12 protein-coding genes are annotated in these 15,777 nt (G+C 61.6%); 7 read left to right on the plus strand and 5 right to left on the minus strand.

All coding sequences use genetic code 11. The annotated features are described in order from the left end of the window. The first annotated feature begins 324 nt into the window (after positions 1-324). The 7 genes from glnA (at position 325) to clpB (ending at position 10,609) form a co-directional block, all read left to right on the plus strand. Positions 325-1,692 carry a type I glutamate--ammonia ligase gene (gene glnA, locus DEIDE_RS07260; protein ID WP_012693300.1) on the plus strand — a complete coding sequence of 456 codons (1,368 nt, stop codon included), beginning with the start codon at positions 325-327 and terminating at the stop codon, positions 1,690-1,692. 272 nt (positions 1,693-1,964) lie between these two features. After that, positions 1,965-3,119, plus strand: a complete 1,155-nt coding sequence (locus tag DEIDE_RS07265; protein WP_012693301.1) for a branched-chain amino acid ABC transporter substrate-binding protein — start codon at positions 1,965-1,967, stop codon at positions 3,117-3,119. 336 nt (positions 3,120-3,455) lie between these two features. Then, positions 3,456-4,478, plus strand: coding sequence for a branched-chain amino acid ABC transporter permease (locus DEIDE_RS07270; protein ID WP_012693302.1), 1,023 nt, complete (start codon positions 3,456-3,458; stop codon positions 4,476-4,478). After that, complete coding sequence (locus DEIDE_RS18410) at positions 4,475-6,298, plus strand: branched-chain amino acid ABC transporter permease (protein WP_012693303.1); 1,824 nt, start codon at positions 4,475-4,477, stop codon at positions 6,296-6,298. The genes DEIDE_RS07270 and DEIDE_RS18410 overlap by 4 nt, the downstream gene beginning before the upstream one ends. After that, on the plus strand, positions 6,295-7,119 hold the full coding sequence (locus DEIDE_RS07280; RefSeq protein WP_012693304.1) for an ABC transporter ATP-binding protein: 825 nt from the start codon (positions 6,295-6,297) through the stop codon (positions 7,117-7,119). Before DEIDE_RS18410 ends, DEIDE_RS07280 begins: the two co-directional genes overlap by 4 nt. Then, positions 7,112-7,873, plus strand: a complete 762-nt coding sequence (locus tag DEIDE_RS07285; RefSeq protein ID WP_012693305.1) for an ABC transporter ATP-binding protein — start codon at positions 7,112-7,114, stop codon at positions 7,871-7,873. Before DEIDE_RS07280 ends, DEIDE_RS07285 begins: the two co-directional genes overlap by 8 nt. Before the next feature lie 177 nt (positions 7,874-8,050). Further along, entirely contained in the window at positions 8,051-10,609 is a 2,559-nt protein-coding gene (gene clpB / locus DEIDE_RS07290) for an ATP-dependent chaperone ClpB (protein WP_012693306.1), read from the plus strand. A gap of 266 nt (positions 10,610-10,875) precedes the next feature. On the opposite strand, the gene DEIDE_RS07295 is transcribed toward clpB, so the two are convergent. The 5 genes from DEIDE_RS07295 to DEIDE_RS07315 all read right to left on the minus strand — a co-directional run bounded on the left by DEIDE_RS07295 (position 10,876) and on the right by DEIDE_RS07315 (position 15,693). Continuing rightward, positions 10,876-11,289 carry an HIT family protein gene (locus DEIDE_RS07295; RefSeq protein WP_012693307.1) on the minus strand — a complete coding sequence of 138 codons (414 nt, stop codon included), beginning with the start codon at positions 11,287-11,289 and terminating at the stop codon, positions 10,876-10,878. Between the two features lie 155 nt (positions 11,290-11,444). After that, positions 11,445-11,657 carry a WGxxGxxG family protein gene (locus tag DEIDE_RS07300; protein ID WP_041227162.1) on the minus strand — a complete coding sequence of 71 codons (213 nt, stop codon included), beginning with the start codon at positions 11,655-11,657 and terminating at the stop codon, positions 11,445-11,447. 70 nt (positions 11,658-11,727) lie between these two features. Beyond that, positions 11,728-13,077 carry a DNA repair protein RadA gene (radA, locus tag DEIDE_RS07305; protein WP_012693308.1) on the minus strand — a complete coding sequence of 450 codons (1,350 nt, stop codon included), beginning with the start codon at positions 13,075-13,077 and terminating at the stop codon, positions 11,728-11,730. Continuing rightward, positions 13,070-13,351, minus strand: a complete 282-nt coding sequence (locus DEIDE_RS07310) for a DUF2087 domain-containing protein (protein WP_012693309.1) — start codon at positions 13,349-13,351, stop codon at positions 13,070-13,072. The genes radA and DEIDE_RS07310 overlap by 8 nt, the downstream gene beginning before the upstream one ends. Positions 13,352-13,449: 98 nt before the next feature. Beyond that, positions 13,450-15,693: an ATP-dependent Clp protease ATP-binding subunit gene (locus tag DEIDE_RS07315; RefSeq protein WP_012693310.1), complete on the minus strand. Its 2,244-nt coding sequence runs from the start codon at positions 15,691-15,693 to the stop codon at positions 13,450-13,452. Positions 15,694-15,777: the final 84 nt, after the last annotated feature.

Consider the following 15,777-nt stretch of genomic DNA (forward strand, 5'->3'; position numbering starts at 1 on the left):
AAGGAAAACGGGGCCGGTCAGGACAACCTGGTGCCGGCAGCTCGGGGAGAAGTATAGGAGTGCCGTTTGCACGGGTCAATGATCCGGTTGGACAACTTGCACATTAGAGCCACGTGATGTGCGGAATTGATTTCTGATTCTGCAAATTGTCCGAGTCAATCTTGATGAACAAACCGCTCTTTCGGGACATTTTGTACTAGACCCGGAGTGCCCGTGTGTACGGAGCAAGAGATATGGTAATGACGACCACCCAACGAGCGCCGCGCCGGATCACCGCTGCGGCCTCTTTACAATGAGCCGCGCCAACGGAGGTTGCCTTTTTCTATGACGCCTGACGCCACCACACAGAATTCCAATCTGACGCCCGCCGAGCTCCTCAAACGCCTGGAACAGGAAGATGTTCATTTTCTGCGCCTGCAGTTCACGGACATTCTGGGTACTACCAAGAACGTCGAGGTGCCCCGGTCCCAGTTTCAAAAGGCACTCAACGGCGACGTCACCTTCGATGGCAGCGCTGTGGAAGGATTTACACGGGTCGAGGAAAGCGACATGCTGCTCTCCCCTGACCTCAGAACGTTCCTGATTTATCCCCAGTTCTCCCGTGAAGAGGGTGAACGGGGCCGCGTGGCCCGGCTGATCTGCGATGTCACTCTCCCTGACGGCACCCCCTTTGAGGGTGATCCCAGGCAGGTACTGCGCCGGCAGGTGCTGCGTGCCAGAAACCTGGGTTTTGAAATGTTTGTTGGCACCGAGCCGGAGTTCTTTCTGTTCGAACGCACAACGGACGGCCGGGGCACCACGGTCACGCATGACAAGGCCGGCTACTTCGACCTTGCTCCGATCGACAAGGGAGAGCGCATCCGGCGTGAAATCGTGAACAAGCTGCTGCATATGGGCTTTGACATCGAGGCCGCACATCACGAGGTCGCGCCAGGACAACACGAGATCGATTTCCGGTATGCGCCGGCCCTGGAAACTGCGGACCGTATTGCCACGTTTAAGTTTGTGGTCAAACGCGTGGCGCTTGAATATGGCCTGCTGGCCTCGTTCCTTCCCAAGCCAATTGCCGGGATCAGTGGCAGCGGCATGCACTGTCACCTGAGTCTGTTCAAGGACGGAGTGAATGCTTTCGCAGATTCAAGTGGCGAGCACGGGTTGTCGCCGACAGCAATGCAGTTCATCGCGGGGCTCCTGGAGCACGCAGGCGGCATGACTGCCATTACCAACCCGCTGGTCAACAGCTATAAACGGCTGGTGCCCGGCTTTGAGGCTCCGGTCAACGTGGCCTGGAGCACCAGCAACAGGTCGGCTCTGATCCGCATTCCGGCCAAGCGAGGCGCCTCCACGCGCGCAGAGGTTCGTATGCCCGACCCCAGCTGCAATCCATACCTGGCGCTTGCAGTCATGCTCGCAGCCGGCCTGGACGGCATAGAGCAGGACATGGAGCCAGCGCCGGCCATCCAGCGCAATATTTTCAAGATGACTGTTCGCGAAAAGCGCCATCACCGCGTGCGGGAACTGCCGACAGACCTGCGGGAAGCTCTGGAAGAACTGGCCAAGGATGACGTGATTGCCGGTGCGCTCGGAGATCATGTCATGACCCATTTCGTGGCCGCCAAGCGAAGCGAGTGGCAGGATTACAACTCCACAATTCACGCCTGGGAACTCGACCGCTACCTTGACCTGATCTGAGTCCTTAAAAGTCCCAGCGCAGTGACCACGCCGTCAGTACAACCGAATACATCTGAAGTGAGCGATGACTTGCTGGGCAAGAGCAACATAATTGCGAAATATATATACAAAGGCGCAATAACCTCCTCTGACTAGGGGCATTTTCTCCGCACAATTTCAAAACAGAATGTGAGTTAAGCATTGACACCAGATAAAGACCTGCCTAGAATCTCAGCATCTCTACATCCGCAGGCCTTGGCCATACGGCCCCTGCTTCTATACCCGGAGGATCCATGAAAAAGACCACCCTGAGCCTTAGCCTGATCGCCGCCCTTGCCCTGGGGAGCGCCAGCGCCCAGACCACCATCAAGATCGCGACGCTGTCCCCCCTGTCCGGCGGCCAGAGCGACCTGGGCACCCAGATCAAGAACGGCGCGCAGCTCGCCGTCAATGAATACAAAGAGCAGTTCCGCAAGCTGGGCTTTAACCTGCAGCTCGTTGGTTACGACGACCAGGCTGACCCGGCCACCGGAACCGCCGCTGCCCGTAAGATCGCCGCAGACCGCCAGATCCTGGCTGTCGTCGGCACCCTGAACAGTGGCGTGGCTATCCCCAGCAGCGCTGCCCTGCAGCCCAGCCGCGTGGCCCTGGTCAGCCCCGCGAACACCGCCAACCAGGTCACCGACCGCGGTCTGAGCAACATGAACCGCATCGTTGCCCGTGACGACGCGCAGGGCCCTGCTGGCGCCAACTTCATCACCGGCACCCTGAAGGCTAAGAAGGTCTACATCCTGAACGACAAGACCGCCTACGGCGAAGGTCTGGCCAAGGAAGTTGAAAAGACCCTCAAGGCCGGCGGCGTGCAGATCGTGACCAACGAGGGCACCGAAGAGAAGAGTGACTTCTCCAGCATCGTGGCCAAGATCAAGCTTCAGAAGCCTGACGCCATCTACTTCGGCGGCATCTACAACCAGGTTGGCGTATTCATCAAGCAGCTGCGCGAAGCTGGCATCAATGCTCCTGTGGTCGGCGGCGACGGCCTGGACAGCAGCGAACTGGCCACCATCGCCGGCGAAGGCGCCAACAACATCTACTTCACGACCGTGGCTGCTCCTATCGAAGCGCTGCCGGCCGCCAAAGTGTTCGCTGCCAACTACCAGAAGACCTTTGGTAAGCAGGCACAGGGCTTCGGTGCGTTCGGTTACGACGCTGCCAAGGTCACCCTCCAGGGCGTGCTGAATGCCATCCGCGCCAACAAGAACAAGCTCCCTACCCGCGCTCAGGTTGAGTCGGCCATCCGCAAGGGCTCCTTTACCGGCCTGCTCTCTGGCAACGTAAGCTTTAACAGCTTCGGTGACCGCAAGGCCGGCACCCTGTACGTGATGGCCGTGAACCAGGGCAAGTACAAGCTGGCGACCAGCATCCCTGTTAAGCCTGCCAAGCAGTAAACCAGTCATCTGGAATAAGGGTGCCTTCCGTCTGCTTCCGCTCCCGGTGTAGCGAGGCATTCCACACCAAGAGGCCGGGCCTAGTGCTCGGCCTCTTGGTGTGGAACGGAACGAACTTGTCTAGCTCGCGCTTTGTCTGAACAACTGTTCCTACCTCGCAAATCGACCAACCATCTTGGACAGCGGTCGCACGAAATCCTGTTGTGACACTGAGGGAGATACACTCCATTCACCACCAAGGCCATCGTGTCATTGTGCACACTTCCACCCTATCGGCACTCGTGTCCCGCGTTTAAGTAACGCCGGAATTCTCTACCTTGAAAGGAGTTGAGTTATTTGGATCTTGCCACCCTTCTGCCGTTCCTCGTGAACGTGATCGTCGGGGGACTGGTGATCGGTTTTGTATACGCGATCATCGCACTCGGCTACACCATGGTTTACGGCGTTCTGCAGCTGATCAACTTCGCCCACAGTGAAGTGTTCGTGACTGGAGCCATCGTCGGCTTCGAGGTCTTCCGCCTGCTGGCCAACAATCCTATGAACGGGTATCTCAAGCTCATCATCGCGCTGGCGTCTGCCATGCTCATTTCAGGGCTGCTGAACGTGCTGATCGAACGTCTGGCGTACCGGCCACTGCGCAACGCACCCAAGCTGGTTCCGCTGATCACTGCCATCGGGGTCTCGCTGATCCTGCAGGATCTGCTGAAGCTGTTCGAAGCATTCCAGACTCCCAGCCGCTTTGACCTGACCTACACCCTTCCGCAGGGTTTTGCCGCTCCTTTTTGCGGTACCGAAAGTTCTTGTGCTCCGTTTGGCACGTTCCTCAAGGGCATTGGCATCGAAGTGCAGCTTAAAGATGTCATCATCATCGGCGTATCGCTGCTCAGCCTGGCGCTGCTCAACCATCTGGTGAACCATACCCGGCTCGGCAAGGGTATTCGCGCTGTGGCTCAGGACCGCGTCACTGCCGGTCTGATGGGCATCGACAGCAACCGCATGATCAGCGCCACCTTTGCCATCGGCGGCGCCCTGGGTGGCGTCAGCGGCGTTCTGTTCGGCATGAAGATCGGCACCGTCAACGCCTACAGTGGCTTTGACCCCGGCATCATCGCCTTCACAGCCGCCGTACTGGGTGGTATCGGCAGCATTCCGGGCGCCGTGCTCGGTGGTCTCACGCTGGGCGTTATCCAGAACCTGATCGGCGGCGCCTTCAGTGTGCTGGGTGGGCTATGGCAGGTATCGAACCTGGAAGCCATCGACGCGTCCTACCAGCGCATCGGGGCGTTTATCGTGCTGGTGCTGATCCTGATCTTTAAACCCACCGGTCTGCTCGGCAAGAGCAACACGGAGAAGGTATGACGGCCATCAACCCTTTACAGGCTCGTGTAAAGCAGGGTGGTCCTGACCGCACCATTCTGCTGATCCTGCTGTTCCTGGTCACCAGCGCAATTCTGCTGGTGTCCCACAACTCAGACATGCTGTCCCAGATGGGGCCGTTGGGCGTCGTGCTCAAAAACCCCATCATGGAAGCTTTCGTAGTTTCGCTTTTCCTGGCCAACGTGCTGTTTGCCTATCTGTGGCGCGCTGCCCCGTGGGCCAAGCTTCTGGTCGGCCTCGCAAGCCTGCTGCTCGTGCTCCCCATGGCCGGGCGTGCAGACACCAGCCTGCTTGACCTGAGCATTCAGATCATGATCTTCGCCGCGCTGGCCCTGGGCCTGAACATTGTGGTCGGCCTCGCGGGCCTGCTGGACCTGGGCTATGTGGCGTTCTTTGCCGTGGGAGCCTACGTCTGGGGTATTTTCGCCAGCCCACGCTTTGCCGAGGTGCTCCGCTACTTCGGAGAAAACCCAGGAGCCAACGCCATCGGTACGATGCTGCTGGGTCTGGCGACTCTGGTAGCAGGTCTGGGCGGCTACCTGGCCCTCCAGAAACGCCGCGCCGACAGCACACCAAGCCGGGCGGCCTGGACTCTGGCCCTGTCGCTGGTGGCCGGCATCGTGGTCTGGTTTTTGGTGGGCCGCAGTCTGTTTACCCTCGGTGAGCGCACCTGGGCACTTCCGGCGCTCTGGATCACGCTTCTTCCGGTTCTTGCCGGTCTGATGTTTATGGCCTACAACCAGTCGCGCGGCCACGACGTGCGCGGCGGGCTGCTGAACTTCACGCGTGTTCTGGCGGCTCTGGCTGCGGTGGCTGGTCTGACCCTTGTGCTGCGCGCAATCATGGTGCTGATGTCCGGTCAGGCCAACGCTCTGGCCACCGGCATTGACCCCAGCTTTTTCTGGTTGTTCCTGGCGCTGAGCATTGCGGCGGCCGCTATCGTGGGGGTACTGATCGGTCTGCCCGTGCTGAAGCTCAAAGGTGACTATCTGGCCATCATCACGCTGGGTCTGGGCGAAGTCATCCGGGTGCTGGCCAACAACCTGGACCTGTACTCCGCCGGATCTCAGGGCGTCACGCCCATCAAAAGCGCTTCCGTGCCGGTGTTTGACCGTTTTGCTGCGTCTCTGGGCTTCGCGCCGGACCAGCACAACCTGCTGTTCCTGTACCTGCTGGTGCTGCTGGTCATTGCAGCGGTGTTGATCGTCAACATCCGCCTGGACCGGAGCCGAATCGGCCGGGCCTGGATCGCCATTCGCGATGACGAGGTCGCTGCCCAGGCCATGGGCGTCCCGCTGGTGAAGACCAAACTGATCGCCTTTGCGACCGGCGCTTCCTTCGCTGGCGTGATGGGAATGATCTTTGCCGCCAAACAGACGTTCGTAAGCCCCGAAAGCTTCAACTTCAACCAGAGCATCGGCGTGCTGAGCATGGTGATTCTGGGCGGCATGGGCTCCTTCCCTGGCGTGATTCTGGGCGCTGCCGTGGTGACCCTGCTGAACCTGCGCGTCCTGCCAGGAATCGGCGAAGCGACTGCCAACGTGTCCTGGATTCCGCAGCAGGCCAATCCAGGACAGCTGCAGCGCCTGATTTTCGGCGCCATTCTGGTGGCCATGATGCTGCTGCGCCCCGAAGGTCTGCTGCCCAGCCGGCGCCGCGCGCTGGAACTGCATCACGATGACAACCAGGAAGATGACAGTGCCCATGGAGACGGCAATGCACTGTCCAACACCGGCGCAGAGGTATACAGTCCCGGGCTGGCGCCGATCAACGAGACTGATTCCGCAGGGGGCAAGAAATGACCGCCTTCACCACTGGTGGCCACATCCTGGAAGTTGAGCACGTCACCAAGATCTTTGGTGGTCTGACGGCTGTCAACGACGTCACCATGACCATTCCCGAGCGCAGCATCGTCAGCGTGATCGGACCGAACGGGGCCGGCAAAACCACGTTCTTCAACATGATCACCGGCATCTACACGCCTACCCGCGGCAGCATCCGTCTGGCCGGGCAGGAACTTGTCGGGTTGCGTCCTGACGAGGTGACTGCCGCCGGGATCGCCCGTACGTTCCAGAACATCCGCTTGTTCTCCACCATGAGCAGTGAGGAAAACATCATGGTGGGCCGGCACAGCCGTCTGAAGAGCACCTTTGTCGACGCCGTTCTGCGCACGAAGAAGTTCCATGAATCCGAAAGCGAGGCCAGAGATGCCGCCCGTATCATGCTGGATTTTGTAGGCCTGAGCAAATGGCGCAACGAGCTGGCCACCAACCTGCCCTACGGCGATCAGCGCAAACTTGAAATTGCCCGCGCACTGGCCACCACACCCAAACTCATCCTGCTCGACGAGCCGGCCGCAGGCATGAACCCGCGGGAAACCGAAGATCTCAAGGCCCTGATCCGCCGCGTCCGTGACGATCTGGGAGTCACCGTGTGTCTGATCGAGCACGACATGCGCCTGGTCATGACCCTTTCCGAGCACATCACCGTGCTGGACTATGGCAGCAAGATCAGCGAGGGACTGCCCCACCAGGTCCGCAACGACCCGCGCGTGATGGAAGCGTACCTGGGCCGTGGCGCGGCTGCCGGCGAGTACGGCAAGGAGGAACGTCCGCATGTCTGATCCCACGACCCTCACCCGTGACGCCTCGGCCACCGGCACCCCCATGCTGGAACTGAACAACGTTCACACCTACTACGGTCACATTCACGCCCTGAAGGGCATCAGCATGACGGTCAACCAGGGTGAGATCGTCGCGCTGATCGGAGGCAACGGCGCGGGCAAGACCACGACGCTGCGGACCATCAGCGGCATGATGAAGCCCAAAAGCGGCACCCTGACGTACATGGGGCGCAACGCTGCCGGGGTGCCTGCCCACCTGATCATGCAGCAGGGCATGAGTCACGTACCTGAAGGCCGGCGGATCTTTCCGCAGCTGACCGTTCGCGAGAACCTGGAGGTGGGTGCCTACACGGTTGGCGACCGCAAGGTCATCGAGCAGCGCATTCAGGAAGGCTTCCAGTTCTTCCCACGCCTGAAGGAGCGCGAGAACCAGCTTGGTGGCACCATGTCGGGCGGCGAGCAGCAGATGCTGGCCATTGCCCGCGCACTGATGGTCAATCCCAAGCTGCTGCTGCTGGACGAGCCGAGCATGGGACTATCTCCCCTGTTTGTGGAAGCCATTTTCGACATCATTCAGCTTCTGAACAAGGAGCGTGGCACAACAGTGCTGCTGGTCGAGCAGAACGCCAACATGGCCCTGGGCATTGCCCACCGTGCCTACGTGCTTCAGACCGGCGAAATCAAGCTCAGTGGCAAGGCCAGCGACATTGCCAAAGACGAAAGCGTACGCAAGGCTTATCTCGGCGAAGACTGAGAAGCGCCACGTCAAAGGCCGGAGCATGATGCTCCGGCCTTTTTCGTTTCCGGCCTCTCTGGACTGCAATTCAGGCACCTGTTGAAATCCTCAATAAACTTGACATGACTACGCTCAAGTTTCAGAATAGGAGCAGATTGAACTCTGTACCCATTCCTTCTTCTGGAGGTCACTGCCTTGAATCCTGAACGCTTTACCGAAGCCAGTGCCCAGGCCCTGGGCGCCGCCCAACAGCTGGCCCAGGCCTCCGGGCACCAGACCCTGACGCCCGCCCACGTTCTGCGCACCCTGACTGACAACGACATCGCGGCCCGTGCCCTGACCCTGGCCGGCGCCGATCTGGGAGCAGCCAGAGCGGCACTCGACGCCGAGATCGGCAAGCTCCCAAGAGTGCAGGGAGGCGGAGACAACCTGTACCTGGATCCTGCCCTGAGCCGGGCATTCCAGAAAGCCGACACCCTGGCAGGTCAGCTGGGCGATAGCTTTGTGGCGGCCGACACTCTGCTGCTGGCCCTGCGCGGCGAATACCGGGGGCCGGGGCTGCCGGGCGAGGCTGAGCTCAACCGCGCCATCACTGAACAACGCAAGGGGAAAACCGTGACGAACAAAACTTCTGAACAACAGTTCGATGCCCTCGCCAAATACGGCACCGACCTGACGCAGCGCGCCCGGGACGGCAAGTTCGACCCGGTCATCGGACGCGACGAGGAAATCCGCCGCACGATGCAGATCCTGCTGCGCCGCACCAAGAACAACCCGGTTCTTATTGGGGAACCTGGGGTGGGCAAGACCGCTATCGCTGAGGGACTGGCTATCCGTATCGTGCAGGGTGACGTGCCGGACGGCCTGAAAAACAAGCGAATCGTCAGCCTGGAGATGGGCAGCCTGCTGGCCGGGGCGAAGTTCCGCGGCGAGTTCGAGGAGCGCCTCAAGGGGGTGATCGACGAGGTTGTGCAGTCTGCCGGCGAAATTATTCTGTTTGTGGACGAGCTTCATACCATCGTGGGAGCTGGCAAGACCGAGGGCAGCCCTGACGCGGGCAACATGCTCAAGCCGGCCCTGGCGCGGGGCGAGTTGCACCTGATCGGCGCTACTACCCTGGACGAGTACCGCGAGATCGAGAAGGACCCTGCGCTGGAGCGGCGCTTCCAGCCGGTGTTTGTGGACGAGCCCAGCGTCGAGGACACCATCTCGATCCTGCGCGGCATCAAGGAAAAGTACCAGACCCACCACAATGTGGAAATCACCGACCCGGCGCTGGTCGCAGCCGCACAACTGTCCAACCGATACATTTCTGACCGTCAGCTGCCGGACAAGGCCATCGACCTGATCGACGAGTCAGCGGCGCGCCTGCGCATGGCACTGGAAAGCAGCCCCGAGCGGATCGACCAGCTGCAGCGCCGCAAACTTCAGCTGGAAATCGAGCGTGAAGCCCTGCGCAAGGAAAAGGACCAGGACTCGCAAAACCGCCTGCTTGATATCGAAGAAAGCCTCAAGTCGCTTGAAAGCGAGCTGAGCGATGTTCGCGCCCGCTGGCAGAGCGAACAGCACGACGTGCATGAATTGAAGGCCAAACGCGACGCCCTGGACCAGGTACGAACCGACATCGAAAAGGCGCGGCGCGACTACGATCTGCAACGTGCCGCCGAACTCGAATACGGTCAGCTGCCTCAGCTGGAAAAAGAAGTCGCCGACCTTGCCGAGAAGCTCAAGGGCGCCGAGTTCGCCCACACCCAGGTCACCGAGGAAGACGTCGCGTCGGTCGTCAGCCGCTGGACTGGGGTCCCAGTCAGCAAACTGATGGAAGGCGAGCGCGAGAAGCTGCTGCGCCTTGAAGAGGCCCTGCACGGGCGCGTCATCGGGCAGGACCGTGCCATCATCAGCGTCTCGGACGCCATCCGCAGGGCGCGCGCTGGGCTGAACGACCCCAACCGCCCGCTTGGCAGCTTCATGTTCCTGGGGCCGACCGGCGTGGGTAAGACTGAGCTGGCCAAAGCCCTGGCTGAATTCCTGTTTGACAGCCCTGACGCCATGGTCCGGCTGGACATGAGCGAATACATGGAAAAACACTCGGTCTCGCGGCTGATCGGCGCCCCTCCCGGCTACGTGGGTTACGAGGAAGGCGGGCAGCTCACCGAGTCGGTGCGCCGGCGCCCCTACGCCGTGATTCTGCTCGACGAAATTGAAAAAGCACATCCTGACGTGTTCAATGTGCTGCTGCAGGTGCTCGACGATGGTCGCCTGACTGACGGCCAGGGCCGAACGGTGGACTTTCGCAACACCCTGATTATCCTGACCAGCAACATCGGCTCGCCGCTGATTCTGGAAGCGCAGGCGCGGGGTGACAGCGCCGAAAGCATCCGTGATCAGGTGCTGGCAGTGCTGAATCAGCACTTCCGCCCGGAGTTCCTGAACCGGGTCGACGACATCATCGTGTTCGATGCCCTGACGGCGGCAGACCTGACCCGCATCGTGGATATCCAGACGGCTGGCCTGCGCAAGCGCCTGGCTGAGCGGCGCGTGACGCTGCACCTGAGCGACTCGGCCAAGGCCCGCCTCGCAGAGATCGGCTACGATCCCGCTTTCGGCGCCCGCCCACTCAAGCGTGCCATTGCCCGACAGATCGAAACGCCGCTGGCCCGTGAAATCCTGCAGGGCCACGTACCGGACAGCAGCAGTCTGCACGTGGACTATGTCGATGGCCAGTTCAGGTTCAATACCGGAGTTCTCAACTAAAGGCTGGCTCAAGCCGTTCTAGTGATGCACCAGCGGCGTGCCACCTCATGGAGGGACACGTCGCTGGTGCATCTGCACAGTTCCAAGGAAGCATCCTTGCTCCGTTGTTCCCTGACTCTTTACCCGACTATGGCCCTGATGACCACGGCAGTCGAACCATAACCTCCTGAACGAACATACCCGTGTCGTCGCTTTACTTGCCTTCTGTACCGTTGATGTGGCGTGGCAACCGGCCTTGTGCCTGGGCTCGCGGTCCGGGGTATCCGTCAGGTCTTCAGGAGAGATGCACGGCGGTTCTCGACCGACTTGAGATGGCTGCGAATGCCGCGCCCTGCCATCGGTTCGTCTGCGAAGCGGGGAATCACATGGAAGTGGGCGTGCATGATGTGCTGTCCCCCGAGCTCCCCTACATTCCACCCGACGTTGTAGCCGTCCGGAGCGAGACCGGCATCAAGGTGATCCCTGGTCTGATGAAGCAGGGTCTGCGTAGCCGCCCACTCCTCTGTGGTCAGATCAAAGACGGTGGGGCGATGCGCTTTCGGAATGATGATGCCGGCTCCTTCAAGGGCGCCATTCTCGCTGGGTTTGATACTCAGGAGGCACAGGTCATTCTCGAGAACGAAGGCCCCGCGCCGCATTTCAGCAAGGTCGCAGTACGGGCAGGCAGATGATTGAGGCATGACGAGCTGAGCATAGGACACGATTGACGGGTTAAGAGGAGCACTTGGGCCTGTCGCCCGACATTCGGGCAGACACTCCCCGAAACGCCTTTTGAAGCCTCAGGAAAATCAAACAAGCGCCGCCCCCAACGGGACGGCGCTTCATGTTTTCAGGGTTAGCGGCGAACAGTGGACGTTTCAACGTGACGGCGCCCAGCAAGTCCAGCAAGCCCCAGCAGGCCCGCAAGGCCCAACCAGCCCCAATCGGTACCGCGTTCATTCATCTCGATGTTTGTGGTTTCGGTGGTCGTGTTGGTCTCCTGGGCACCTGCGTTGACGGGCAGGGCAAGGACAGCAGAGAAAGCCAGCAGTTTCAGCAATTTCGTCATGGGCGCAGTGTGACGCAAACCACCCTCTGGAAGGCTCGATCAGCTTGAGAAAATCTGCACACTCATGGCTTCAGCGCGACGCACCCGCTGAAGCCCACACCGCCGCCACGGCTTCCTCAACACTTTTGATGCCAGGGTGTCCATCGAGCCCCGGAGGTACGACCAGGCGTGTATAGCCGGCCCGCCCTGCCTCTTCAGCGCGGCGCAGCGCCGCCTGGGTGGAGCGGACTTCCCCAGCCAGACCGACCTCACCGAAAACGGCGACATTCCCCGGCAGGGCGCGCCCGACGACTGCCGAATACACCGCCAGCGCCACTGCGAGATCCAGGCCCGGGTCGGGAACCTTGAGACCGCCAGCCAGGTTGACGTACACATCCAGGCCGCCCAACGTGAGGTCCAGCCGCCGCTCCAGCACGGCCAGCACCACATCAACCCGGCGGGGGTCCAGGCCCACGACCACGCGCCGGGCGTTGGGATACGGCGTCTTGGACGCCAGCGCCTGAACCTCCAGGAGCATGGGCCGCTGACCGTCGATGGTGGCCGCAACAACGCTCCCCGGCACGCCGACCGGACGCTCGGCCAGAAAAGCCGCCGAAGGGTTGTCCACAGCAATCAATCCTTCGCCGCGCATCTCGAAGACGCCGAGTTCACCCGCCTGTCCAAACCGGTTCTTGACGCTGCGCAGCAGGCGAAAGGCGCCTACAGTTTCCAGAAATACGGTGGTGTCCACGATATGTTCCATCACCTTGGGCCCAGCAACCGTGCCGTCCTTGGTCACGTGGCCTACCAGCACCGTGGCCGTGCCGGTTTCTTTGGCCGCGCGCGTCAGCATGGACGTGCCGTCGCGTACCTGGGCCACCCCTCCTGGGGCTCCCTCACCTTCCACCGTCACCGTCTGGATCGAATCCACGATACACAGGGCAGGCTTATGCTCAGCCATGAGTGCAGCCACGTGCTCGGCACGGGTATCACGCGTCAGCTGAATGTCGGCTGTGACGCCCAGACGGTCAGCCCGCAGACGGATCTGCTCGAGCGATTCCTCACCGGCCACGTACAACACGGGGCCACCTTGACGTGAGACCCGGTCGGCCACCTGAAGCAGCAGGGTACTTTTGCCGATTCCCGGCTCACCGCCTATCAGGGTGACACCACCGGCCACCAGCCCACCGCCCAGGACCCGGTCAAGCTCAGGAATACCTGTGGAGGTACGGGGTTCCTCCCGGCGCCCCACAGTGGACAGGGAGGTGAGCTTGCCGCCCACAACTCCGCCGTAGGCCCCCCCGCGTCCCTTGCCGGTCGCTACGGCAGGAGTCTCTTCTTCAAAGGAATTCCAGGCCTGGCAATTGGGGCAGCGCCCCAGAGGCTTGGCCGACTGGTAGCCGCAGCTGTTGCAGACGTACCCTACGCGGACTTTAGCCACGTGCCCCTGGGCGTCCGTCGGCCCGCCAGTACATGCCGTCTGCCGTCACGAGGTAGTCCCCATCCAGCAGTTCGGTCAGCAGGATGCTGGGGTCTTCGAGTGTGCTGTGGTCAGCCAGAATCTGCTCGACCTGGCCCTGGTCATAGGCAACTCCGGTCTCGAACAGGCCCTTGAGGTAGTGCAGGATGGCCAGCTGATGGGTGCGGCGCCGGTCACTGGGCCAGGTGGTAATGCGGCCGAATTCGTCCTGAAAGTCCAAGATACTTTTGGTCATGTCGCCCATGCTACGCGGCTGGCGCTCATCTTGCCTGCCGTATGCCACAAAAAGAAGGCGGAAGCCACACGGGCCTCCGCCTCCACTGCTATCCGGCTTCAGGCCAGAATCTGCCGTGGAGCAGCTTCTTCGCCTTTCTCAAACTGAATCCCAGTCTCGCCCAGGACCACGCGCAGTTCCTGGCCGTCAATAGCCATCAGTTCCATGGCCAGGGGATCTTCCAGCTCTTCGCGCACAAGTGTGCGCAGCTGCCGCGAACTGCCGACGGCGTGCTTGGGACTCCGGGCTTTGAGCTTCCCGACCAGCCAGGCTGCGATGGCCGGATCGAAGGTCACGCGCATCTCACGGCTGATCAGTTCCTCGCGCATCTCGCCCAGCAGCTGCTGGGCCACCCGGACCAGCTCCTCCTCACCCAGTGACCGGAAGCGGATCACATCATCCAGCCGGTCCAGGAATTCGGGAGTAAAGATGTGCCGCAGCGGCGCGTTGTTGTCCGGCGTCACCGGGCTGAAGCCCACCGTCGGGTTGACGTTGAAGCCCGTGTTGCTGGTCATGATGATGATGGTCCGGCGGAAGTCCACTGTCCGGCCCAGACCGTCGGTCAGGCGACCATCGTCCAGTACCTGCAGGAAGGTGTTGTACACGTCTGGGTGGGCCTTCTCGATCTCGTCGAGCAGAATCACGCTGAAGGGCTGGCGGCGCACCGCCTCGGTCAGGCGTCCCCCCTGCTCGAAGCCTACATAGCCGGGAGGCGATCCGATCAGCTTACTGATGGAGTGGCTTTCCTGGAACTCGCTCATGTCCACCCGGATCAGGGCGCGCTCCGAGCTGAATAGTGTGCGGGCCAGTGCCTTGGCCAGGTGGGTCTTGCCGACGCCGCTGGGTCCCACGAACAGGAAGCTCGCGGCGACACGGGTGCGGCCACCCAGTCCTACCCGCGCGCGGCGTAGCGCCGAGCTGAGGGCCTTGACCGCGTCGGGCTGACCGTACACCTGTTCGGACAGCTGCAGGTCCAGATCGCTCAGCTGCGCCGCCGTTTCCTCGCTGTAGATGCCACCCATGGAGTTGATGACGCTTTCGATATCCTCACGGGTCACGTACGGTTCGCCCTGTTCATTTTCGGCCACTGGCAGGCCCACGCTCATGTTCAGGCGCACGCGGCTGGCAGCCTCATCGATCAGGTCAATGGCCTTGTCCGGGAAGTTCCGTCCGGGAAGGCTGCGCTCGCCGATCCGCACTGACAGTTCCAGAGCCGTGTCCGGAATCTGCACACCGTGGTGCTCCTCGTACTTGGGCCGCAGACCGCGCAGAATCTGTAAGGTTTCGGCGGGGCTTGGCTCCAGCACGATCACCGGCTGGAAACGGCGTTCGAGAGCGGCATCCTTCTCGATGTAACGGTGGTACTCGCCAGTGGTCGTCGCGCCGATTACCTGGATCTCACCGCGGCTCAGGGCTGGCTTGAGAATGTTCGCAGCGTCCAGCGTGCCCTCGGCACCGCCCGCGCCGACCAGGGTGTGCAGCTCGTCGATAAAGGCGACCACCTTGGCGTTGCGCAGTTCCTCGATGATCTGACGCAGACGTTCCTCGAACTCACCGCGGTACTTGGTTCCGGCCACAACGCCGCTGAGGTCCAGGCTGACCAGACGCACGCCGTGCAGGTTGGGTGGCGTCCGCTTTTCATGGATGGCCAGCGCGAGACCCTCGACAATGGCCGTTTTGCCCACGCCGGGGTCACCGATCAGCACCGGGTTGTTCTTGGTACGGCGGGTCAGGATCTGCGTCACGCGGCGGATTTCCTCACTGCGGCCGATCACCGGGTCGAGTTTGCCTTCACGCGCCCAGCGGGTCAGGTCACGGCCGTACTCGTCCAGGAACGGCGTGGCCACCGGCTTGGCAGGCTTGGCGCTCGAGCCTTCACCCTGCGCCAGCACACGCCAGCGGATGGTGTCGACGTCTTTGGTCAGTTCCTGCAGGATCCGGAAGGCAACGCCGTCGCCTTCACGGATAATGCCCAGCAGGATGTGCTCGGTTGAAGTTACCTGCGCGCCGAGGCTGCGGGCCTCGCTGGAGGCAAGTTCCATCACGCGGCGGGCACGTGGCGTAATGCTTGGGGCGTCGTTCAGGCGGCTGCCCTCGCCCCGGCCGATGATGTCTTCGACCCGGCGGCGCAGGCCGTCAAGCGAGGCACCGAATTCGCCGAGGATGGTGGCCGCCGTACCGCCCTCGCGCATCAGGCCAAGCAGCATGTGTTCGGGGCCGACCATCGCGTGGCCCAGGCGGTTGCCTTCTTCACGCGCGTAATGGAACACCAGTCGGGCGCGGTCGTCGTATCGGTTGGTCATTGGGCTCCCCCTCGTGGTGGTCCACGGTCAATTTGACGTGTGATTCGGTAGCGGCTAAGGCTAGAGTAGCGTCCCTGAACCACT

The organism is Deinococcus deserti VCD115, from assembly GCF_000020685.1.
Classification (GTDB): domain Bacteria; phylum Deinococcota; class Deinococci; order Deinococcales; family Deinococcaceae; genus Deinococcus; species Deinococcus deserti.